23 protein-coding genes are annotated in these 21,993 nt (G+C 70.7%); 9 read left to right on the forward strand and 14 right to left on the reverse strand.

What is annotated here, in order from left to right; all coding sequences use genetic code 11:
• Positions 1–29: 29 nt before the first annotated feature.
• Complete coding sequence (locus ACTMVF_RS36225) at positions 30–488, reverse strand: nuclear transport factor 2 family protein (RefSeq protein ID WP_441275307.1); 459 nt, start codon at positions 486–488, stop codon at positions 30–32.
• Between the two features lie 108 nt (positions 489–596).
• On the opposite strand from ACTMVF_RS36225, the gene ACTMVF_RS36230 reads away from it, so the two are divergent.
• Together ACTMVF_RS36230 and ACTMVF_RS36235 are read left to right on the forward strand one after the other, a co-directional pair.
• Positions 597–1,148 (forward strand): TetR/AcrR family transcriptional regulator, encoded by a 552-nt coding sequence (locus ACTMVF_RS36230; RefSeq protein ID WP_441275308.1) that lies wholly within the window; start codon positions 597–599, stop codon positions 1,146–1,148.
• Between the two features lie 258 nt (positions 1,149–1,406).
• On the forward strand, positions 1,407–1,676 hold the full coding sequence (locus ACTMVF_RS36235) for a hypothetical protein (RefSeq protein WP_441275309.1): 270 nt from the start codon (positions 1,407–1,409) through the stop codon (positions 1,674–1,676).
• Here ACTMVF_RS36235 and ACTMVF_RS36240 read toward each other — a convergent pair.
• On the reverse strand, positions 1,651–1,851 hold the full coding sequence (locus tag ACTMVF_RS36240) for a ferredoxin (RefSeq protein WP_403330872.1): 201 nt from the start codon (positions 1,849–1,851) through the stop codon (positions 1,651–1,653). The genes ACTMVF_RS36235 and ACTMVF_RS36240 overlap by 26 nt on opposite strands.
• Positions 1,852–1,893: 42 nt before the next feature.
• On the reverse strand, positions 1,894–3,102 hold the full coding sequence (locus tag ACTMVF_RS36245; protein ID WP_441275395.1) for a cytochrome P450: 1,209 nt from the start codon (positions 3,100–3,102) through the stop codon (positions 1,894–1,896).
• Positions 3,103–3,519: 417 nt separating this feature from the next.
• On the opposite strand from ACTMVF_RS36245, the gene ACTMVF_RS36250 reads away from it, so the two are divergent.
• The gene (locus tag ACTMVF_RS36250; protein WP_441275310.1) at positions 3,520–4,149 is read left to right on the forward strand and encodes a LysE family transporter; all 630 of its coding nucleotides are present in this window, start codon (positions 3,520–3,522) and stop codon (positions 4,147–4,149) included.
• A gap of 82 nt (positions 4,150–4,231) precedes the next feature.
• On the forward strand, positions 4,232–4,681 hold the full coding sequence (locus ACTMVF_RS36255) for a nitroreductase family deazaflavin-dependent oxidoreductase (protein WP_441275311.1): 450 nt from the start codon (positions 4,232–4,234) through the stop codon (positions 4,679–4,681).
• Between the two features lie 606 nt (positions 4,682–5,287).
• Here the strand turns inward: ACTMVF_RS36255 and ACTMVF_RS36260 are convergent.
• Entirely contained in the window at positions 5,288–6,259 is a 972-nt protein-coding gene (locus ACTMVF_RS36260; protein WP_441275312.1) for a cation diffusion facilitator family transporter, read from the reverse strand.
• 188 nt (positions 6,260–6,447) lie between these two features.
• Here ACTMVF_RS36260 and ACTMVF_RS36265 point away from each other — a divergent pair, with 188 nt between their 5' ends.
• On the forward strand, positions 6,448–7,461 hold the full coding sequence (locus tag ACTMVF_RS36265; RefSeq protein ID WP_441275313.1) for a glutathione S-transferase family protein: 1,014 nt from the start codon (positions 6,448–6,450) through the stop codon (positions 7,459–7,461).
• A gap of 30 nt (positions 7,462–7,491) precedes the next feature.
• Positions 7,492–7,803: a DUF4235 domain-containing protein gene (locus tag ACTMVF_RS36270; protein ID WP_441275314.1), complete on the forward strand. Its 312-nt coding sequence runs from the start codon at positions 7,492–7,494 to the stop codon at positions 7,801–7,803.
• A 174-nt stretch (positions 7,804–7,977) separates the two neighbouring features.
• Here the strand turns inward: ACTMVF_RS36270 and ACTMVF_RS36275 are convergent, their stop codons facing one another.
• From ACTMVF_RS36275 to ACTMVF_RS36285, 3 genes are all read right to left on the reverse strand, one after another.
• Complete coding sequence (locus ACTMVF_RS36275; protein WP_441275315.1) at positions 7,978–8,370, reverse strand: VOC family protein; 393 nt, start codon at positions 8,368–8,370, stop codon at positions 7,978–7,980.
• 79 nt (positions 8,371–8,449) lie between these two features.
• Positions 8,450–8,914: a pyridoxamine 5'-phosphate oxidase family protein gene (locus ACTMVF_RS36280; RefSeq protein ID WP_441275316.1), complete on the reverse strand. Its 465-nt coding sequence runs from the start codon at positions 8,912–8,914 to the stop codon at positions 8,450–8,452.
• 64 nt (positions 8,915–8,978) lie between these two features.
• Positions 8,979–9,698 carry a TetR/AcrR family transcriptional regulator gene (locus ACTMVF_RS36285; RefSeq protein ID WP_441275317.1) on the reverse strand — a complete coding sequence of 240 codons (720 nt, stop codon included), beginning with the start codon at positions 9,696–9,698 and terminating at the stop codon, positions 8,979–8,981.
• Between the two features lie 137 nt (positions 9,699–9,835).
• Here ACTMVF_RS36285 and ACTMVF_RS36290 point away from each other — a divergent pair, with 137 nt between their 5' ends.
• The 3 genes from ACTMVF_RS36290 to ACTMVF_RS36300 all read left to right on the forward strand — a co-directional run bounded on the left by ACTMVF_RS36290 (position 9,836) and on the right by ACTMVF_RS36300 (position 15,375).
• Positions 9,836–11,338 carry an APC family permease gene (locus ACTMVF_RS36290; protein ID WP_441275318.1) on the forward strand — a complete coding sequence of 501 codons (1,503 nt, stop codon included), beginning with the start codon at positions 9,836–9,838 and terminating at the stop codon, positions 11,336–11,338.
• A 55-nt stretch (positions 11,339–11,393) separates the two neighbouring features.
• A complete protein-coding gene (locus tag ACTMVF_RS36295) occupies positions 11,394–13,028 on the forward strand; it encodes an amidohydrolase (RefSeq protein WP_441275319.1) in 1,635 nt (544 codons plus the stop codon).
• A gap of 664 nt (positions 13,029–13,692) precedes the next feature.
• Positions 13,693–15,375: a hypothetical protein gene (locus ACTMVF_RS36300; RefSeq protein ID WP_441275320.1), complete on the forward strand. Its 1,683-nt coding sequence runs from the start codon at positions 13,693–13,695 to the stop codon at positions 15,373–15,375.
• Positions 15,376–15,449: 74 nt separating this feature from the next.
• Here ACTMVF_RS36300 and ACTMVF_RS36305 read toward each other — a convergent pair whose 3' ends face one another.
• The 7 genes from ACTMVF_RS36305 to ACTMVF_RS36335 form a co-directional block, all read right to left on the reverse strand.
• A complete protein-coding gene (locus ACTMVF_RS36305; RefSeq protein ID WP_441275321.1) occupies positions 15,450–16,700 on the reverse strand; it encodes a cytochrome P450 in 1,251 nt (416 codons plus the stop codon).
• Complete coding sequence (locus tag ACTMVF_RS36310; protein ID WP_441275322.1) at positions 16,697–17,302, reverse strand: GTP-binding protein; 606 nt, start codon at positions 17,300–17,302, stop codon at positions 16,697–16,699. Before ACTMVF_RS36310 ends, ACTMVF_RS36305 begins: the two co-directional genes overlap by 4 nt.
• On the reverse strand, positions 17,283–17,654 hold the full coding sequence (locus tag ACTMVF_RS36315; protein WP_128435830.1) for a DUF742 domain-containing protein: 372 nt from the start codon (positions 17,652–17,654) through the stop codon (positions 17,283–17,285). Before ACTMVF_RS36315 ends, ACTMVF_RS36310 begins: the two co-directional genes overlap by 20 nt.
• Complete coding sequence (locus ACTMVF_RS36320) at positions 17,651–18,061, reverse strand: roadblock/LC7 domain-containing protein (RefSeq protein WP_441275323.1); 411 nt, start codon at positions 18,059–18,061, stop codon at positions 17,651–17,653. Before ACTMVF_RS36320 ends, ACTMVF_RS36315 begins: the two co-directional genes overlap by 4 nt.
• A 5-nt stretch (positions 18,062–18,066) precedes the next feature.
• A complete protein-coding gene (locus ACTMVF_RS36325) occupies positions 18,067–19,788 on the reverse strand; it encodes an ATP-binding protein (RefSeq protein WP_441275324.1) in 1,722 nt (573 codons plus the stop codon).
• Positions 19,789–20,053: 265 nt separating this feature from the next.
• Positions 20,054–20,899 carry a hypothetical protein gene (locus tag ACTMVF_RS36330; protein ID WP_441275325.1) on the reverse strand — a complete coding sequence of 282 codons (846 nt, stop codon included), beginning with the start codon at positions 20,897–20,899 and terminating at the stop codon, positions 20,054–20,056.
• Between the two features lie 67 nt (positions 20,900–20,966).
• Complete coding sequence (locus tag ACTMVF_RS36335; RefSeq protein ID WP_441275326.1) at positions 20,967–21,941, reverse strand: GlxA family transcriptional regulator; 975 nt, start codon at positions 21,939–21,941, stop codon at positions 20,967–20,969.
• Between the last annotated feature and the right edge of the window lie 52 nt (positions 21,942–21,993).

Genomic DNA, 21,993 nt, shown 5'->3' on the forward strand with positions numbered 1-21,993 from the left:
CACCCTACTCAAGCCGCCCGATACGGCGGCTACTCGAGCGGGAAGGACAGGCCGCGTTCGGCCTCGGGGCGCGGGCCGTGGATCCGGCGGTCCTTCTCCTCGATGGGTACGTCGTTGATGCTCGCCTCCCGCCGGGTCATCAGCCCGTGCTCGTCGAACTCCCACAGCTCGTTGCCGTACGACCGCCACCACCGGCCGTTGAGGTCCCGGCACTCGTACTGGAAGCGGACCGCGATGCGGTTGCCGTCGAAGGCCCACAGGTCCTTGCGCAGCGCGTACTCGTGCTCCCGCGCCCACTTGGCGGTGAGGAACTCGACGATCTCGGCGCGGCCGGTGACGAAGGTGTCGCGGTTGCGCCACACCGAGTCCGCCGAGTAGGCGAGCGCCACCTTCTGCGGGTCGCGGGTGTTCCAGGCGTCCTCGGCGGCCTGCACCTTCTGTGCGGCGCTCTCGCGGGTGAACGGCGGCAGGGGCGGGCGGGCGGTCATGGCGTCCTCCGGGCACGGGGTGGCGGTGCGAGCAAGGGAGAACGAGCGTTCTCCGCGTGACTGCTACCGTAGGAGAACGCTCGTTCTCGCGTCAAGGAGTGGTCGTACATGGACAGCGCAACCGCCCGGGAGCAGGCACTGGACGCCGCGGAGAGGCTGTTCTACGGGCGCGGCATCCAGTCCGTCGGCATGGACGACATCCGGGGCGCGTCCGGGGTCTCGCTGAAGCGGCTCTACCAGCTCTTCCCGGCGAAGGAGCAGCTGGTGGAGGCGTACCTGGAACGGCGCGACGTGCGCTGGCGCGGGCAGCTCGCCACCTACGTGGAGCGACGAGCCGACCCCGAGCTGCGGATCCTCGCCGTCTTCGACTGGCTGGAGGAGTGGTTCGACGAGGCGGACTTCCGCGGATGCGCGTGGATCAACTCGTACGGCGAGCTGGGCGCCCGTTCCGAGCGGGTGGCGGACCAGGTCCGGGCTCACAAGCGGGCGTTTCGCGACTATCTCGCCTCGCTGGTGGCCGGGGCAGGGCTGCCCGCCGCGCTGACCGGGCCGCTGTTCCTGCTGGCCGAGGGCGCCATGGTCACGGCCGGCATCACGGGAAGTACACGGCCGGCGACGGAGGCCCGGGAGGCGGCGCGGTCGCTGCTGGCGGCGCGGTGAGTCAGACGGCGGCGAGTTCCGTGACGGCCGCACGGGCGCGGCTGAGGGAGTCGTCCGCGAGGTGCTCCAGACCGGCCAGTCGGGGCAGGACGTCGATGCGGGTCAGCTCGGCGGCGACCAAGGGCCGAGTTCGACCGGCACCGGCAGGTCGTCGAGGCGTTTCTCGCCGCCGCGCGGGGCGGTGACCTGGGCACACTGCTCGGCCTGCCGGCGCCCGACGCGGTCCACCGGGCCGGCCCCGCGGCCCTGCCGCCGGGCGTGGCGACGGAGCTGCGGGGTGCCCGGGCGATCGCCGAGGGCACGGTGCTCATGCGCGAGCGGGCGCGCTTCGCGGTGCCGGCGCTGGTGGGCGGCGAGGTGGGCCTGGTCGTCGCCCCGCGCGGACGGCTGCTGTACGTCGTCACGGCCACCGTGCGGGGCGGGCGGAGCAGCTCCTACGAGGTGATCGCCGACCCCGCCCGGCTGTGCGCGCTCGACCTGGCCGTGCTCGACTCGCCCGGCGTCAACTCCCCGTTTCCGACACGGTGATGGCGCTGACCGGGCAGGCCCGGGCGGCCTCCCGCACCATCGGGTCGCCGCCGCCGTCCTCCCGGCCGGGCAGCAGGGTGCTGAAGCCGTCGTCGTCCTGGGTGAAGACGGACGGGGCGGCGAGGGCGCACTGGCCGGCGCCGACGCAGAGGTCGTGGTCGATGTCGATGTGCATTTCGTGCGATTCGCGCGTTTCGTTTTCCATGACCGGAGCCTCTTACCAGGTCACGGGGAGTTCCAGCATCCCCTGGATCGTGTCGCCGGGTTTGAACGGGATTGCCCCCGGGGGGACGGCCAGGCGCAGGGTCGGCAGCCGGTCGAAGAGGGTGCGCAGGGCTATCTCCATCTCGGCGCGGGCCAGGTTCTGGCCGAGGCACTGGTGGATGCCGAAGCCGAACGCGACGTGATGGCGGGTGGGGCGGTGCCAGTCCAGGGTGTCGGGGTCGGGGTAGACGGCCTCGTCGCGGTTGATGACCGAGGTCGAGAAGACGACGCCGTCGCCCGCCCGGATCGACCCGCCGTCCGTTTCGATGTCCTCGACGGCGACCCGCAGCATGCCGTCGGCGATCGACAGCATCCGCATGAGTTCCTCGACCGCGTCGGGCAGCAGCGCCGGGTCGGCCCGCAACTCGGCCAGGCGGTCGGGGTGTTGGAGGAGGGTGTAGGTGCCGAGGGAGATCATGTTGGCGGTCGTCTCGTGACCGGCGACCAACAGGATGGTCGCCAGGGCGATGAGCTCTTCGTGGTCCAGCTCCCCGTCGCGCAGCTGCTGGTGGACGAGTTCGTCCAGGACGCCGTCGCCGGGCTCCGGCTGTTTCTGTTTCCGGTCGATCAACTGGGCGAAATACGCCTCCATCCGGTCGCGGGCGTCCATGGTGTCGGCGGCCGTGGGCCCGCGCAGCAGGCGCCGGGACTGCTCCTCGAAGAAGTCGTGGTCGGCGTAGGGGACGCCCAGCAGGGCACAGATGACCATCGAGGGGACGGGCAGGGCGAAGGCGCCCACCAGCTCGGCGGGGGCGCCCTGGGCGATCATCGCGTCGAGCCGTTCGTCCACGATCCGCTGGATCTCCGGGCGCAGCTCGGCGGCGCGCCTGAGCGTGAAGCTGGGGACCATCATCCGCCGCTGGACCCGGTGTTCGGGGTCGTCGACGCCCAGCAGCGCGGTCTTCCGGTTGCGGACCGCCGCGAACCGGGCGTTGGGCGTGGGGAAGCCGGGCCGGGTGCGGTCGGAGGACAGCCGCGGATCGGCGAGCAGGGTGCGGGCGAGGGCATGCCCGGTGACCAGCCAGACCGGGCGGCCGTCGTAGAGGGTGATGCGGGCCAGCGGGCGGGCGTCGCGCAGGGGGTCGTAGGCCGTGGGTGGGTGGTACGGACAGGTGCGGTTCTGGGGGAAGGCGACGGTGTGGGACTCCGTCACATCCGTCATGTCCGTGGCATCGGTCATGCCAGTCGCATCCGTCATGCCAGTCGCATCCGTCATGTCAGTCGCATGCGTCATGTCAGTCGCATCCGTCATGTTCGTCGTGTCTGTCATGGAAGACCTCGCAGACGAAGAGTGCGTTGTGCCGATCTTCATTAGATGCCCAGGGCATCTAATGGGGCGACGTCAAGTTCGGCCAGATCAGGCGTAGGGGCAATCTGGCCGGAGATCGTCGTGCAGAGCTTCGGTCGTGGAGAGGTCGGTCCGGTCCTCCGGCCAAATTCGCTTGTGGGCGGGCATCCGCCACCCGCAGAATCCGGCCATGTCTACTACCACCGCCTTTCTGCCGCCGCCCGTCGCCGTCCGTCCGGTGCGGTTCCAGCAGCAGCCCGGCCGTCCGTGGAGGCCCACGCTTCCCACGTCGTGACCGCGGCGCTCGTCGCGGGGCTGATCGCGGGCTACGGCATCGCCGTCCCGGTCGGCGCGGTCGCGACCTACCTCGTCTCCCTCACCGCCCGTACGTCCCTGCGGACCGGGGTCTGCGCCGCGCTCGGCGTCGCGACCGCCGACGGGCTCTACGCCCTCGCAGCCGCCCTCGGCGGCTCCGCGCTGGCCGCCGCGCTGCGTCCGGTACTGGTGCCGCTGCGCTGGGCCGCCGCCCTGGTCCTGGTGATCCTCGCGGTACGCGGCGCCGTCATCGCCGTACGCCACTACCGCGGCCGGCGGCTCGCCACCGCCGGCCGCTCCACGCCCTCTCCCCCGAGCCCGGCCCGCGCCTACCTGGCGCTGCTCGGCATCACCCTGCTCAACCCGACCACGGTGATCTACTTCGCGGCTCTCGTGCTCGGGACCCGCGCCATGGCTGCCGCACCACCCCTGGAACAGGGCATGTTCGTGCTGGCCGCGTTCGCCGCGTCGGCGAGTTGGCAGTTGCTGCTCGCCGGGGGCGGGGCACTGCTGGGGCGGGTGCTGACGGGGCGGCGGGGGCGCCTGGTGACGGCGCTGGTGTCGAGCGGCGTGATCCTGACGCTGGCCGTGCGAATGCTCGTGTAGGCGCGGCAGGATGAATCACGCGTGGGCCGTTGTTGAAGAGGAACGTAAGTCAGTACCAGCACACGACGATGGGATCGAGGCCATGCCTCTTGACGGTGAGTACGAGCCGAGCCCGACCAAGTGGGTGCGCGACCAAGTGGAGTTGTACGAGAGCTCCGGCGGCACCCAGGGCACGACCCTCATGAACACGGGGATGCCGGTGATTCTGCTCACCACCCGGGGTGTCAAGAGCGGCAAGATCCGCAAGACGCCGCTGATGCGCGTCGAGCACGAGGGGCGTTATGCCGTGGTGGCCTCGCAGGGCGGGGCGCCCCAGCACCCGGTCTGGTACCACAACGTCAAGGCCGACCCCCATGTGGAGCTCCAGGACGGGCCGGTGAAGTGGGACATGCGGGCCCGCGAGGTCACCGGCGCGGAGAAGGCCGAGTGGTGGGAGCGTGCGGTCGCGGCGTATCCGCCGTACGCCGAGTACCAGGAGAAGACGGAACGGGTGATCCCGGTCTTCGTGTTGGAGCCGGTCGACGGGGAGTGACGGGGGCGGCTGGGGCTTCCGCGGGGGCCTTGGCTCGGGCTTCCGCGGGGCATCGGCTCGGGCTTCCGCGGGGGCTTCGACTCAGCTCCCGCCGGGGCTTCGGCCCGGGCATCGACTCGGCAGCCGCTCAAGCTTCAGCTGAGGCTTCTGCTCGCGCGTCAGGCCGTCGACTCACCCGGCGAGTTGGAGGGCATGAACGATGACCTCGCGGAGCTGCGGAGTCTGCTGAAGCTTCGACTCGGCTTCCGCTCAGGCTTGGGCTGAGGCTTCCGCCCGGCCATGCACTCGGCCTTCGACTCGGGCCACCGCTCGCGCTTCGGCGGAAGCTTCGACCCAGCTTCCGCCCGAGCACCCGCTGAGGCTTCCGCTCAGGCATCCACTCGGCAGCCGCTCAAGCTTCAGCTGAGGCTTCCGCTCGGCCATGCACTCGGCCTTCGACTCGGGCCACCGCTCAGGCTTCAGCTGAGCTTCCACTCGGGCACGCGTTGGGCCTTCTACCCGGGCTTCTGCTCGTGCTTCTGTTCGTGCTTCGGATGGAGCTGGTCGGGCTCGGAAAGATTTTCTCGCCCAGGACGCATGAACCCATGTTCGCCGGGCACACGTGCGTCAGGCCCCGCCGCGTTCCCCCGTCGCGGCGGGGCTTCCCTCTGCCTCGTGGGCGGAGCGTTCGGTCACGTCGAGGAAGATCTGGTCGGCCTCGGCGACGGTGCGGCCGATGGAGCGCTTGATGCGGACGGCTACCTCCTCGACCCGTTCGCTGTCGAGGCCGGGCATCAGATCGACCCGGGCCGCCACCAGGGCCGTTTCCAGGCCCGTCTGCATCGTGAACAGCGCCTCCACGCTGTCGATCTCCGGCTGCGCCTCCAACAGTGCGCGGATCCTGGCGTCGGCCTCGGGGGCGGCGGCCTGCCCGATCAGCTGGTCTCGGGCGTCGCGTCCGAGCCGGTAGGCGACGTAGACGAGAAGCGCGCCGATCGCGAGTGAGGCGGACGCCTCCCACACGACCTGCCCGGTGATCATGTGCAGCGCCATGCCGGTGAGGGCGAGGGTCACGCCCACCACCGCTGTGGCGTCCTCGGCGACGACCGTGCGCAGGGCGGGGTCGCGCAGCCCGTCCACCACGCCGCCCTGCCGGCCTACCTGGTACAGCGCCCGTACCAGCGACAGCCCCTCGGCCACGAAAGCGACGCCGAGCACGATCATGCCCGCCACATAGCCGCCGAACTTCTCCTCGGCGCCGCCACGCAGAGCCTCGACGCCCTGGAAGAAGGAGAAGCAGCCGCCCATCACGAAGATGCCGACGGCCGCGAGCAGCGACCAGAAGAAGCGCTCCTTTCCGTAGCCGAAGGGATGGCGGGCATCGGCGGGGCGGCGGCTGCGGCGCAGCGCGGCCAGCAGGAAGACCTCGTTCATGCTGTCCGCCACGGAGTGCGCGGCCTCCGACAGCAGCGCCGGCGAGTGGGCGACGAGGCCTCCGACGGCCTTGGCGACCGCGATGGCGAGGTTGGCTGCGAGGGCAATCAGGACCGTGACCCGGGTCCTGCGATCCGTCTTGGGTGCCTTGGGCGTCCTGCTCATTTTCCACTGACTCCCCCGGTCGATGCGGCTCACACCGTGCCGTCGGCGGAAATCGGGGGACTCGGTGGATCAAAGGAATCAAAGGACTCGTGAGATCGGGAATCCGGTACGCGGCCGGCGGGTATCCGCCACAAGGCCACAGGCCACAGGCCACAAGGCAGAGGCGTGCGGCAGAGAGGAGCGCGGTCATGAGCGGCGGGGGCAACACCGCCTACGGGAGGAAGTCGTTCCAGCGGTCGAAGGCCCACTTCACGGACCGGATCACCGCGGACGGCCGGGACGGCTGGCCCGTGGAGGCGGGCCGCTATCGTCTGGTGGTCAGCCGGGCCTGTCCGTGGGCGAGCCGGGCGGTGATCTCCCGACGGCTGCTCGGCCTGGAGGACGCCGTGTCCCTGGCGATCGCCGACCCGATCCAGGACGACCGCAGCTGGCGCTTCACCCTGGACCCCGACGACCGCGACCCGGTGCTCGGCATCCGCTTCCTCCACGAGGCCTTCGACAGGCGGGAGAGCGACTACCCCGGCGGCGTCAGCGTCCCCGCGATCGTGGACGTGCCCAGCGGCCGGCTCGTCACCAACGACTATCAGCGGATCACGCTCGACCTCGCCACCGAGTGGACGGCCCTGCACCGTGACGGGGCGCCCGATCTGTACCCCAGGGCGCGACGGGACGAGATCGACGACGTGATGGCGGACGTCTACGAGGACGTCAACAACGGTGTGTACCGGGCGGGCTTCGCCATCGGCCAGGACGAGTACGAGGGGGCGTGCACACGTCTCTTCCGGCGGCTGGAGCTGCTCGCCGAACGCCTGGCCGGGCAGCGCTATCTGGTCGGCGACACGATCACCGAGGCGGACATCCGGCTGTTCACCACGCTGGTCCGCTTCGACGCCGTCTACCACGGCCACTTCAAGTGCAACCGCTGGAAGTTGACGGAGAATCAGGTGCTGTGGGCGTACGCCCGCGATCTCTACCAGACGCCCGGATTCGGTGACACCGTCGACTTCGACCACATCAAGCGGCACTACTACCAGGTGCACAGCGGCATCAACCCGACCGGCATCGTGCCCCTCGGGCCGGATCTGTCGGGTTGGCTGACGCCGCACCATCGTGAGGAGCTGGGCGGCAGGCCGTTCGGCGACGGGACGCCGCCTGGGCCAGCCCCTGAGGCCGAGCGGGTACCGGCGCGGGGACGGCCCTGACCGGGGAGGACGAAGGAGGAGCAGGCACACATGGCCAGGAAGAACAAGCAGAAGAAGATGACACTTCCTCTTGCCTACAAGCCCCTGGGATTCGCGCTCGGCTGGGCGAGCGGCGCGCTGGCGGGTCTCGCCTTCCGCAAGACATGGATGGCGATACGACATGAGGAGGACGCCCCCGACGCGCTGGACCGGGACCGCGGCTGGGGCGAGATCCTGCTGGCGGCAGCGGTACAGGGTGCCCTCTTCGCGGTGGCGCGCAGCTTGGCGGACCGCACGGGCGCGAAGGCGATCGAACGCTCGACGGGTGTATGGCCGGTCAGCGAGAAGGGCGGGCGGGACTGAGAGCACTTACGGGATACCGGCCGGTCCCGACCACCTTCCGGACGACCGGCCGGTCCCCACCACCCTCCGGAAGACCCGCCGGGTCCCGACCACCCTCCAGAAGACCGCCGGTCCCGACCACCCTCCAGAAGGCCGCCCGACCCGGGCTCCCGCAAGCCCTTCCGGTGCCCAGGCTCAGCCCTGCTTCGGCGCCGTAGGAGCGACGCGGCGCAGGGTGAAGGAGTGGCCGGCCGGGTCGGCGTAGCCACGCTCCTCGTACGGCCCCGCCGCGTCCTTCGCCTCCAAGGGGCGGCCGCCGAGCCCGACGATCCTGCGCTCCGTCTCGTCCAGGTCCTCCACCACGAAGTCCAGGTGGGCCTGGAGGGAGTTCTCGGGGCGCGGCCAGCTCGGCGGCGTCGCGTTCATGTCGCGGCGGAACGCCAGCCGGGTGCCGTCGGCGCCCCTGATCTCCACGCGGTTGGCGGTCGCCTCCGTCTGCTCACCGTCCAGCAGTTCCCTGTAGAACAAGGCGAGCTTCTCCGGCTCGGCACAGTCGAGCACCACGAAGCCCGCTTTCACCAGTGGCATGAGTCCTCCGAAAGGTCCGGGGCGCGGGTCGTCCCTGTCCCGCCGCCCTATGGCCCACGGGTGTCCCGACCGGGTCATTTCAGTCCGCGACCAGCCACTCTCCGTCCCGCATGAGCTCGCGCCCGTCCAACTCGTCGGCCTCGCGCCAGGCCTGCACGCGCTGCGGCCGGACGCGGAAGTACAGGTAGGGCGTGGCGAGTTGACGCGGATCGAAGCCGGTCCTGGCCGCGAACCGGTCGGCCACCTCCTTGGGCAGTTGAGCAGGGGCGATCGTGTCGACCGTGCCCTCGATCATGACGACGTCACGGGTCGGCCCGATACCGAGGCGCGCTCTGCCGGTCGTCCTCAGGTTCCGGCCCGTCGGGCTGTTGGCCGGCGTGGCCAGCAGCAGGGTGGAGCCGTCCCAGAGGTAGGACAGCGGGACGAGATACGGCACGCCCCCGTCGACCTCGGCCGTGGCGACCCACACGTCCTCGTCGTGCTCCAGTCGGTTCAGGGTGTCCTGCTTGCGCTGTTGGGCGGGGCGTGCGGGCGGGCGGGTCATCGGGGGGCGGCCTCCTGACGGGACATGACAGAACAACTGTCGACGGACGTTTCCAGTGTGACCGTCAGGCTTCCGTCCGGTCCCGGATTTCCGTCAGCCGCACCGCCGCCGCGCTCAACAGCAGGTCCAGGGCCGTCGGATAGGAGCTGTGCCGCATGTCCGCCACGAGGTGGCGGGCGGTCGCGGCGATGTGTGGGTGGGTGTCGGCGGGCAGCCGGGCGTACGTGGCCCGCCACACGCCCGTCTCCGCCTCCCGGGCGGCCTTGGGCAGCGCCGCGCCGGCCGCGTCGAGGGCCCCGAACGACAGTGCCTGGTCGACGAAGGCGTGGTAGATCCGCACCGCCTCCGCGTCGGGGAAGCCGGCGCCTCGCAGGACGCCGAGGATGGTCTCGACGGCCTGGATCTCGTACGCCCGCCCGGTCACCCGGTACGAGCTCAGCACCGCCGCGCGGGGGTGGGCGAGCGCGCCCGCGTGCATGCGCAGGCCGAGGTCGCGCAGGTCGGCGCGCCAGTCGCCGGTGGGGCGCCAGGTGCGCAGCGTCCGGCCGATGAGCTCGTCGGCGATGGTCAGCATCAGGTCGTCGGTGTGCCGGAAGTACCGGTACAGGGAGCTGGGGTCGGCGCCGAGGGCGCGGCCGAGGCGGCGTACCGAGAGGGCGTCCGCGCCGTGCTCCTCGATGAGCCTCAGGGCCGTCTCGACGATCAGTTCCCCGGACAGGACGACGCCCTGCTTGGTGGGGCGGCGGCGCTGTCGCGCGGCGGGCGGGACGACACGGTCGGTCATGGGCGCCTCCGTGGGCTGGGAAGCCGGGCTCGATGGGCGAGACCTTATGACAACACCGTTGACCTGTTAACCCTCCGGACAGTTTCATGTCCGCTCATCGGGGCCGCCCAGGCCCCCGGTGCGAGTGGAGACCGGCCATGCCCGACCAGCCCCACAGCGTGGACCCAGCCGCGCAGCCCGCGCTGCGCAGGTCCCTCGGCGTCCTCGACGGCATCGCCATCGCCGCGTCCAGCACGGCCGCGACCACCAGCATCGGCATCGGCCTGGGGGTCACGGCCGGGGTGGTCGGCCTGCATCTGCCGGCGATCATGCTGCTGGCGTTCCTGCCGGTCCTCGGCATCGCGGGCGCCTACTCCCGCCTCAACCGCGTCGAGCCGAACGCGGGCAACGGCTATGTGTGGGTGGGCCGTTCCCTCACTCCGTGGCTCGGCTTCATGGTCGGCTGGGTGAACATCGTGGCCGTGGTGGCGTTCCTGGCGTACACCACCGCGGTCACCGGCTCGGCCCTGCTCCAGCTCGCGGGGGACGCCGGGCTGCACCGGGTGGGCACTCTGGCGCTGGACCCGGGTTCGACCGCGCAGACGACCGCGGTCGGCATCCTGGTCCTGGTGGCGGTCACGCTGACCGCCGTGACCGGCATCCGCGCCGCCGCGCGACTGCAGGCCGGGCTGCTGGTCTTCGAGTACGTCGTCCTGCTCGGCTTCTGCGGATACGGCATCGTCACCGGCCCGCACGACTTCAGCCTGAGCTGGTTCGACCCGTTCGCGATCCCGTCGGCGACGGCACTCGCGCAGGGGATGCTGCTGTCGGTGTTCTGCTACTGGGGCTTCGAGTCGGCGTTCAGCATCAACGAGGAGGTGCGCGACCCGCGCGACGCGTCCCGGGCCGGGATCACCACCCTGTTCACGATGCTGGCGCTGTTCCTGCTCGGCTCGATCGCCTTCCAACGTGTGCTGTCCGAGGAGGAGTTGGTCGGCCACGGCGCCGAGGGCCTGGCCTTCTTCGGCGAGCGGCTGGCGTCCCAGCCATGGGCGGCGCTCCCCCTGGTCGCCCTGATGTTCTCGGCGGTCGCCTCGCTGCAGGCCGGCGTGATCCCCACGGCCCGGGCGATGTTCGCGATGAGCCGGGACCGTACGCTCGGGCCGGTGTGGTCCAAGGTCAGCCCCCGGTACGGCACTCCCGCCGCCGGAACGCTGCTCATCGGCGCGCTCGCGGCGGTGGTCGCGGCGCTCGCGCTGATCATCCCGCGGCTGGCCGACATGATCATGGCGACGGTGAGTGCCGTGGGCATCGTGGTGGCCCTGTCGTACGCCCTCACGGCCGTCGCGGCCGCCGTGCGCTTCCGTTCGCTGCTGCGTGAGGACTGGCGGCAAGGCGTACGGGCGGTGGTGCTGCCCGCGCTGAGCGCGGCGACCCTGCTCGGCCTCGGCGGCTACCTCGGCTGGTCCTTCTACACCTCCGCCGACCACTTCGAAGTCAGCGCCGACAACGGCTGGTTCCTGTTGTTCACTCCCCTGGCGATGATCGCGTCGGGCTTCGTGGCCGCCGCGTGGGCCAAGTGGGTGCGCAGGTCGCCGTACTTCCGCACCGGCAAGGGCACCGACGCGGACGCGCCCAGCCTCCTCGTCCCCTCCCCGTAGTCACGCCTGTCCCTCTCATCGTCCCCGCCTCGCCGGGCCTACCAGGAAACGGACCATGCACGCAGACCTTCTCTTCACCGGCGGCCCCGTCCTCACCCCCGAGGGCCGCACCGCGACCGCCGTGGCCGTCACCGGCGACCGCATCACGGCCGTAGGACATCAGGAGGTGCACGATCTAGCCGGGCCGCGGACCGAGGTGGTGGACCTCGCCGGGCGGCTGCTGCTGCCGGGGTTCCAGGACGCGCACGTGCATCCGGTGCCGGCGGGGCTGGAGCTCACCCAGTGCGACCTGACCGGAGCGAAGACGGCGGACGACACCCTCGCCGCGGTGCGCGCGTACGCCGACGCGCACCCCGAGCGGGAGTGGATCACCGGCGGCGGCTGGTCGATGGAGGCCTTCGAGGACGGTACGCCGACGAAGGAGCTGCTGGACGCGGTGGTGCCCGACCGGCCGGTCTACCTCCCCAACCGGGATCACCACGGCGCGTGGGTCAACAGCCGTGCCCTCGCGCTCGCGGGCATCACGCGCGACACGCCCGACCCGGCCGACGGGCGCATCGAGCGGGATGCCTCGGGCGAGCCGAGCGGGACGTTGCAGGAGGGGGCGATGCAGCTGGTCGGACGGCTCACTCCGCCCGCCACCCCGGCCGACCGGCTGGCGGCCCTGCTGCACGCCCAGCGGCATCTGCACGCGCTCGGCATCACGGCCTGGCAGGACGCGCTGGTCGGCGAGTTCCTCGGCATGGACGACCCGTCGGAGGCGTATCTGGCGGCCGCTCGGGACGGTTCGCTCACCGCCCGCGTCGTCGGGGCGTTGTGGTGGGACCGCGAGCGCGGTGCCGAGCAGATTCCCGAACTGGTCGAGCGGCGGGCCGCGTCGAGCCACGGCCGCTTCCGCGCGGGGAGCGTCAAGCTGATGCTGGACGGGGTCGCCGAGACCGGAACCGCCGCCCTGCTGGATCCGTACCTCGACAAGTGTGGCTGCGCCACCGCCAACCGCGGCACCAGCTTCATCGACGCCGGTCAACTACCCCAGTACGTCACCGAGTTGGATGCGCTCGGCTTCCAGTGCCACTTCCACGCCCTCGGCGACCGTGCCGTACGCGACGCGCTGGACGCGATCGAGGCCGCGCGGGCCACGAACGGGCCCAGCGACACGCGGCCCCACCTGGCACATCTCCAGGTCGTCCAGCCGACCGACGTGCCGCGCTTCGCGCGGCTCGGGGCCACGGCGAACATCCAGCCGCTGTGGGCCGCCCACGAACCGCAGATGGACGAGCTGACCATCCCCTTCCTCGGGCCCGAACGGGCCGCGTGGCAGTACCCGTTCGGGGCGCTGCTGCGCTCCGGCGCCCGGCTCGCCGCGGGCAGCGACTGGCCGGTGAGCAGCCCCGATCCGCTCCAGGGAATCCATGTCGCCGTCAACCGTGTCGCTCCCGACGGCGGCGACACGCCGGTGTTCCTGCCCGGCGAACGCATCGGACTCGCCGAGGCGTTGACGGCGTACACGGCGGGCTCGGCCCATGTGAACCACCTCGACGACACCGGACAGGTGCGGGTGGGAGCGCTCGCGGATCTCGTGGTGCTGGACCGCGATCCGTTCGACGGGCCGACCGAGGCGATCGCGGAGACGCGGGTCGCGCGGACATACGTGGGGGGCGCGCGAGTATACGCAGCTCAGGAGGCATGAGCAGTAACACAGATCACGGACAGGTCTCGTGTTGATCGTTTAGGTTCTGGGCAGTCTCGTACCGCTTCTCGGTTCAACTTTCGGCCATAGAAGCTGAGTTCGAGTGCACGGGTGGCCATTTCGGCCCCCCGTTCGCAGGGCCGGGGGGGCTCTGTATCGCCGTCTCCCGGAAGGAAGCGCATGGCTCAGGACGTCACGTTCGACCTCCCCTTCGACACCCCCGTCACCAGACAGGTTCTCCCTGGCCTTCCTCCGCGCCGACCAGTTCGACGCCAACCAGCCGGACCGCGCAGCCGAGGTGGCGCGTGAGCTCATCGTCGCCCCGCCGCGCCCCGCGGGCAGCAGGCCGCGGGGGCTTCCTGATCAACGCAGCTGAGGCGCCGATACCGGTGCTCGTCCTGCAGCAGGAGTGCTTCGATCCGCTTCGCTTCCTCGGCTGTCAACGCAGCAGTCGTGCCCCTCGCGGTCGTTCGCGGCAGGAGCCCGAGCCGGCCGCGTGAGTCCGGTTGTTCGGCGAGGCCGGCGCGAAAAGTACAGAAGTTTCTCGGACACGACCGGCCGACGACCACGGTCGATCGATTCCGTTGCCAGGACCACAGCTCAATGGGAGACCGGTGTGCAATCTCGAGTGGTAAATGCTGTCCCGAAGGCGTCCGCCGACAGCTTGCTCCCGGCGCAGGCAAGCGCCCAGCTCCAGCCCACGGAGGCGGGGGACACCCTGGCCCGCCTCCTGGTGAAACGCATCAATGGGACCACGGAGCAGTACCGAAGGTCCCAGAACGCCGCTCAGCAGCGGCTGAACGCACTCGGATCCCCCCACTTCAGCACCACGCTGCCTGTGGAGGGAGCCCTCCATCTGGCGCGGCCCGCGTTCCTCCCGCCCGACGAGGAGGGCTACGCCAGGTTGAGGCACCTCGACGCCGGCCTGCGTGTGATCGAAGCAGCCTTCCCCCAAGTCGGCACCGACATCGAGGTCTGCCGGCTGACCTGCACGATGCTGGAAGGGGCGTGGAGGAGCCGGGCACTCACCCCGCCGCGCGAGGAGGAGCAGACGACCGTCTGCACCTGCCCTCTGTGCCGTCGAATACCCACGCCCCCCGCACGCACGCTGGATGACTACCGTTGGCGGCAGAGCGCCGGTCGGCCCCTCACCGTCAAGACCTGGCCGAACCGCCGGGAACTCGACAGCGTCCTGACCGGTGGCTGGTCTTGGACCCGGCAGATGAACGACCTCGAACGAGACCTTGGCCACCGCCACCGCTTCGAAGACGACATCCTCGTCTTCCACGAATACAAACGCGTGATCGACACCATAGATACGACACGCCTCACCCAACATGTCGAAGCCCGCCTGGCCGAGAATTTCAGCACCAACAGCGCACGGGCCCTGGTCTCCGGACTCTTCGCAGCCCATAAGCGATCCGTCGACGAGTACTGGCTCCAACAGCACGACGCGGGCAACGTCACGCTCCCCCAGAGCAACCCCCTCAGCCAGAGCACCTACTCGATCCTGCAGATGCTGGACTGCCTGTTCTGGCACGTCGCACCCGACAGCGAACTCTGGCAGGAAGAAAACCTCGCCTCGCTGCTGCTGTGCCGCGTCATCGACGACATGGCCGACGTACGGGCCGACGCCCTCACCGGCGAGATCAGCAACTTCTGGCTCGCCGACATGCCCACCCACACCAAGGCCCTCTACGCCGCCTGCGCCATAGCCCTCGTCAAGTACGGCTGCATGCCCGAGGCGCATGACGCGATGTGGAACACCTGGCTGATGACCACCACCATCGTCTGGATGGGGCTCACGGGCCGCCACGCCCTGTGGTTCGACGGCATCACCCAGGGCCTCCCCCCGACCGAGGCGTGCCCGCTCTGCGACCTGCAGCCCAACCCGTGCACCGGCATCCTCACCGACGGCACCACCCTCACCATCGCCCCGCGGCACACCGTGCCGGTACTGAGCGACCGGGCCGCCGAGCTGTCCGCCCGCTGCCGAGCCCAATACCCCAAGACATGGCCCCTGTTCGACGCCGAGCTCCATGCCTTCGAAGCGCTGCACGGCCCCTGGTACGGCAACATCGACAGCGCATGGGAGATCTTGCGCCGCACCTACATCGCCGCTGTGGAGGCATCCAGAACCGCATCGTCCCCGGCCCGCGCTCGTCAGGTCCAAGAAGACTCCGGCGTGGTCGGAGCCGAAAGGTTTCACTCCCTGCATGACCCTCAAACCGGGAGGGAGGACACCGCACTGCTCGCCTACATGTTCGGCGGCGCCCACCCGCATTTCCTCTGGAACGCCACGGGATACCGACCCACGGACGTCGCAGGCGACTGGCTCGACGGCTGACGCCTCGATCCCGTTCCAGAACGCAGTAGGAAACGGCGCTGCCCGGCCGGGGGTCCGGCCGGGCAGCGGTGGTGTCAGACGGAGAACTCGACCGGCAGGCTGTCGAGCCGGGACTCCCAGGTGGAGGCGGTCGAGGAGAGCTCCTCCGACGGCACGGCCAGGCGCAGGCCCGGCAGCCGGTGCAGCAGGACGTCCACGCCGATCTCGATGATGGACTGGCCGATGTTCTGCCCCGGGCACTCGTGCGGGCCGGAGCTGAACGCCAGGTGCGACTGGTTGCCCTGCACGGCGACGGCCGAGTCGGGCCGCACCTCCGGGTCGAGGTTCCCGGCGGCCAGGCCCAGGATGAGCAGTTCCCCCTCCTGGATGTGATGGCCGCCGAGCTCCAGGTCGGCGGCCGCGAACCGGCCCGGCAGCACGGCCAGCGGCGGGGTGTCCCACATGACCTCCTCCACCACCGAGGAGATGTTCAGCTGCCCGCTGATCAGACCGGACAGCCGGCCGGCGTCGGTGAGGACCAGTTGCAGGACCCGGGCCAGCAGGTTGCTGGTGGTGGTGTGGGCGGCGATCAGCACCAGGCGCAGATGGCTGACGACCTCGTCGTGGTCGAGGCCGGCCGGATGCTCCAGCAGGGCCGTGGCGAAGTCGGCCCCCGGCTCGGCCCGCTTGCGCTCGGCGAGTTCCGAGAGGATCTGCATGATCTGGCCGTTGGCCTCGAGGGCGCCCTCGCCGCCCTTGAAGACCTGGGCGCACGACTCGACCAGGCGCAGCCCGTCCGCCGTGGGAAGGCCCAGGATCCGGGTGAGCACGAGCATCGGCAGGTGCTCGGCGTAGTCGGCCACCAGGTCGGCGCGCCCGGCGTCGGCGAACGCGTCGATCTGCTTGTTCGCGAAGTACGTGGCATGTCGCCGCACGCCGCGGCTGGACGCCGCGAGCAGCCCGTCGGTGACCGCGCCGCGCAACCGGCGGTGCGGTTCGCCGTCCTGGGAAACGCAGTCGGGCCGCCAGCCGACCATCGGGATCAACGGTGACGTCTCGGAAACACGCCCCTCCCGCCAGTCCCGCCAGATCCGGGCGTCCCGGCTGAACTGGCGGGGGTTGTCCAGCACCCGCCGGTTGTCGCGGTAGCCGAGGACCAGCCAGGCGGGGACGTCGCCCTCCAGCAGCACCGGCGCCACGGACCCGTGCTCCTTGCGCAGCCGCTCGTAGATGCCGTACGGGTCGGTCGACGCCTCCGGCCCGAACAGCCGGGTGAGCTCGGCGGAACCGTGGGCGACGGGGCAACCGCCCGGTGCGTCGGGATCGTTTAAGGGCTGGGCGTTCATCGGGACTCCAGTGCGACGGCAGAGCGTTCCTTCAAGTGGCGTATCAGGGTGACGAGGACGTCACGGCTGGAGGCCCGGTCGCGGGCGTCGCAGGCCACGATCGGGGTGTGCGGGGAGATGTCCAGGGCGTCCCGGATCTCTTCGATCGGGTGCTCCCGGGAGTCGGGGAAGACGTTCAGCGCGATGACGAACGGCACGTCCAGCCTTTCCATCTCCTCTATGGCGCGGAAGCTGGAGGCGAGCCGTCGGGTGTCCACCAGGACGACCGCGCCGAGCGCGCCCTTGAACAGGCCGTTCCACAGGAACCAGAACCGCTCCTGGCCGGGCGTGCCGAACAGGTACAGCATCAGGCTGTCGTTGAGGCCGATCTTGCCGAAGTCCAGGCTGACGGTGGTCTGCGTCTTGTCGGCGACCCCGATGAGGTGGTCGACGTCGGCGCTGGCCTGGGTGAGCGTCTCCTCGGTGGTCAGCGGCTTGATGTCGCTGACCGAGCGGACCATGGTGGTCTTTCCGGTGCCGAAGCCGCCGGCGATCATCACCTTCACCGAGCGGGGGCCGGACCCACCGGGCCGCCCCGGATGGTCAAAGCCTTTCAAGTCCACTGAGTACCTCCTCAAGGAGCGCGAGGTCGGGCCCGCGACCGGCGTGGTGGGCCGGGATGGGGTCACGGGCTTCGACATGGCCTGCCTCCAGCAGATCCGTCAGCAGCACCGCGAGAATGTTGAAAGGCAATCCGAGATGGGCGCCGAGTTCGGCAACCGACAGCGGATCGCGGCAGCGCCGGAGGATCTCCTCGTGCTCGTGCTGCGTGCCCGGTACGGGGGCGGTGCGGGAGACGATGAGGGTTGCCACGTCGAGGCTCGACGCCGAACCGCCCGGCCCGCTACGTCCCCGGGTGAGGACGTAGTAGCGCTCGAGACCGGACGGGTTCGTGGGCCGGCGGGGAGCACTCATCCAGAGTGCTCCTCCAGGCGCGGAGTGGTGCCGAGCAGTTCGCCCATCCTGCGCGCCAGGTCCCTCATCTGATGGCCGAGCAGCCCCTGGTCGAGCCCTTCCCGGGCGAGGACGCCGAGATACGTCTCCACCCCGGCCCGCACGACGAAGAGGTGGCCGCCGTCCACCTCGATCATCGCCAGCCTGAGCTGTCCCGCGTACTTGGGGAACTGCCCGGCGACCGGCTGGGCCAGGGCCTGCAGTCCGGCCACCACGGCCGCGAACCGGTCCACGTCGTCGGGGTCTTCGGCACCGAAGGAGGTGATGGCCTTGCCGTCGCTGGAGGCCACGAGGGCGAAGCGGATCTCCGGGATGGACTCCACCAGATCGCGGAGCGCCCAGCTCACGTCTGTTCCCTGTTGCGTCATGTGGACTAGTCGCTCTCTTCAGTGCGGTGCTCGGTGGATCCGCGCCTGGCAGGTGCGGTCTCCTCCTCGGTGGACTCCTCGCCGGCCTCCCGGCCGGCCGTGGCGAAGGCAGCCAGGCCGGCGAACGAGGCGTCCGGCGGGACCGCGGAGACGACGGTCTCCTCGGTCCGTTCCCGGCGCTCGGCCGACTGAGGTGCGGCCGCCTCGTTGCGTTTGCTGCGGCGCCGGGGCAGTCCGCCGGGCGTGGTGTCCACGGCCTCGCCGGGTTCGGCCGTCCATTCGGCGGTGGCCGCCGTGCGCACCGGGGCGGGCTCGGCCGGCTGGGCCGCCGGGGTCGCGGCGGTGGCCGGGGCGGCGGGCAGCGGGCTGAAGTACTTGTGCGGAACCACCACCACCACCGAAGTACCGAGCCAGGGCGAGTCCGCGAAGGTGACGCGGATGCCGTAGCGCCGGGCGAGTGCACCGACGACGCGCAGGCCGAGGCTGGCGTCCTCGGAGATGCCGCCGATGCCCGGTCCGGCCGCGGTGCCGGTCAGGGCGTCCTCGGCCTCGCGCTTCTTCTCGTCGCTCAGGCCCTTGCCGGAGTCCTGGATCTCGATGCCGACGCCGTTGGGCACCTCCTTGCCGGAGACCAGCACGGGCTCGCTGGGCGGCGAGTAGCGGGCCGCGTTGTCCAGCAGGTGCGCGAAGATCAGCGTGAGGTGGTCCACCAGGCCGCCGTCCACGCCGAGTTCGGGCAGGTGGCGGACCTCGACGCGGTGGAAGTCCTTGATCCGGCCGATACCGCCGCGCACCACGCTGAGCAGGCGCTGCGGCTCCTGCCACTGCCGTCCCGGCCGGTCCGAGCCGCCGAGCACGCCGATGCTCGCGGCAAGCGAGTCGGCGGGGCCGAGCTCCTGGTCCAGCTCCATCAGACCGCGGGCCACGGCGGGCAGCCGTCCGTGCTCGCCCTGCATCTCGTGCAGGCGGCCGCGGAGCTTGCTGGTCAGCACGTGGATACGGTTGCCGATGCTGATGACGGCCTGTTCGGCGGAGGTCGAGCGGTTGAACTCCTCCTCCACGCCGATCAGGGCGGTGCGCAGCACCTTGCGCAGTTCGGCCTGCAGGTCGGCGCTGACCTTGGCGCACTGGTTGGCCGCGGGCAGCAGGTCGTCGATGGCCTCGCCGGCGCGCAGCTGCTTCAGGGCCTCGGGCAGCTGCTCGTTCGCCAGTCGGGCGACCGCGCCCTGCTGGTGCGCGAGCTGCTCCTGCCACACCTCGGCCTGGTCGGTGAGCTGGGACTCGTACGACGTCGCCTGGGCGGTGAGGCGCTCCTCGAAGGCGCGTGCCTGCTCGGCCAGTTGGGCCTCGTACGTCGAGCGCTGCTCCGCGAGCTGCGCCTCGTACGCGCCGGCCTGATCCGTGAGCCGTCCCTCCAGGGAGGCGCGGTCCGCGGTGAACTTCCGCTCCAGGCCCGCCACATGCTGCTGCCACTGCTGCGAGTGCTCGGCCTGCGTGGTGCGGAAGGAACCCTCGGAGCGGCTCAGCTGGGTGCGGGTGCGGATCAGCAGCCGTACGCAGACGGCGCTCGCGGCCGTCGCCGCGACACCCGCGACACCGGCGGTTATTCGCTCGGAGCTCATGAACGTGGCGGCAACCGTCCCGCCTCCTAAGGCCAGCGGCATCAGCCACCAGCTGTACCAGGCGACAGGGGCCCGCGCCGCCGGCGGCGGAGTGGCGAGTTCCATCTGCATCCTTACAAGCAACACGATCGAACAGGGGGGTGTGCAAGGGGGGAACGCACTGTTGCATACGCACCGCGAGACGACCGATCGCGACCGAGTCAACTCGCAGCGCCGAACGGGAGCTTATCGGGTTTGAACGCAAAAGGATCAACCGGGCAGGTTGGCGGAAGTGAGGGTTCCATCACTGTCAGCCAAGAGCACAAACATCGACAAATACCTTTACTGACCAGCACAGTTGGAGAAAACGACGCTCGGGTTCACGCGGGGTTCACTTGCATCCCATGCCGTCCTTCACGCGGGGCCAGGCCTCGACGCCGTCGGGGGTGCGGACGTATGCCATCGACTTTTCATCCGTGAGCCACAGCCGCCGGTCGCCGAGCCGGTATCCGGTGTCGTGCGCGTCGCCGGGCATGGATACGTCGCCGTCGTAGGGGGCGTTCAGCATGCCGGGGTCGAGTACACCGTCGGGATCGCGGGCGTACAGCTTGCGGTCCCGGTACGTGCCGAGTGCGAGGAAGTGCGCCTGCTGCCAGTCGCAGTGGGCCGATCCGGCGGAGCTGCTGATCTCGGTGATGGGCACGCGGCGGCCGTCCTCGTCGGTCCAGATCTCGTACTCCTGGGTGGCCGTGAAGCTCTCGGGGAGTTCGGCCGGGTCACAGGAGGCGCTGGTCTCCGGGCCCCAACCGGGGCGGTCCTTGCGGTCCTCGGCGACGACGACCGCCACCTTCGTCCGCCCGTCGACGTCGTAGGAGAACAGGACCCGGCCGTTCTCCTCCCGCTCCACGCGGTAGCCGGACCGCGGCACATCGGGCTGCTCGATGTCGAAGTACGCCGTCAGGCCCTCCTCGGGCGTGGATCCGCCGTCCCCCTCGCTCCACGTTTCGCCACCCCCGCCGGAATAGATCTCCCCGTCGCACTCCAGTGCCCGGCCCGCGGCGCCCGACTCGATGCGTGTCGCCCGCGGGCCGTCCTCGTCGAGGTTCCGGACGGGGACGTAGAGCGGTCCGTCGTACGGGGTGGGCGGCGGCGTGCCCTGGACGACCACGCTCTCCCCCTCGGCTCCGCATCCCACGACCGCCGCCGCCACCAGCACCACCACAAGCCCTCTGCGCATTCCTGCCCCCTCTGTGCCCCCTGCTGTCTTGATCCTTCGACGCGGCGGCGGGCAGGAACGTTCGTGCCTAGCCGGCGGCAGCCGCCTGGAACGTGCGCCGGTACGCCTGCGGCGAGACTCCGATCGCGGCGTGCAGGTGCTGGCGCAGGGAGGCCCCCGTGGCGAAGCCGACCTGGCCGGCGATCTGGTCCACGGGCAGGTCGCTGGACTCCAGCAGATGCCGGGCGCGGGCGACGCGCTGCTGGATCAGCCAGCGGCCGGGGCTGAGGCCGACCTCGTCGTTGAAGCGGCGGGCGAAGGTACGCCGGCTCATCCGGGCGTGGGCGGCGAGGTCGGCCAGGGTGAGGGGTTCGTCGAGGCGCTCCAGGGCCCACGCGCGGGTGGGGGCGGTGCTCGCCGCTCCGCTCTCCGGGACCGGCTGCTCGATGTACTGGGCCTGGCCGCCGTCCCGAAAGGGGGGCACGACGCAGCGGCGGGCCACCGCGTTGGCCAGCTCATGGCCGTGGTCGGTACGGACGATGTGCAGGCAGACGTCGACGCCGGAGGCGGCGCCTGCCGAGGTGAGGATGCGGCCGTCGTGCACAAAGAGGACGTCCGGGTCCAGGTCGACGTGCGGGTACCGGCGCCGGAACGGTTCGGTCACCTGCCAGTGCGTGGTGGCCCTCCGGCCGTCCAGGAGGCCCGCCGCGGCGAGGACGAAGGCGGCGGTGCAGATCGACACGATGCGGGCGTCCGGGCGGATCAGCGCGAGCGCGTCGGCGACCTCGGCAGGCAGCTCCAGGGGGATGTACGGGGCCGCCATGGACGCGACCACCACGGTGTCGGCCGTGGCGAGGATCTCCGGGCCGTGCCGCACGCCGATCGTGAAGTCCGCGTTGCTGCGCACCGGTCGGCCGTCGACGCTGCAGGTCAGCACCTCGTACCGGCCGTCGGCCGCGCCGAAGATCCGGCTGGGGATGCCCAGCTCGAAGGGGTAGACGCCGTCCAGAGCGAGCACCACGACCCGTTCCACACACCGTTCACCGCTTCGCTCTCCACTCATGGCACAATCCTATCGAAGGTTGGCAATCGTGCCATTTTCCTGTGCGGCGGGC

Source organism: Streptomyces sp. SD31 (genome assembly GCF_052068475.1).
In the GTDB taxonomy this organism is placed as follows: Bacteria; Actinomycetota; Actinomycetes; order Streptomycetales; family Streptomycetaceae; genus Streptomyces.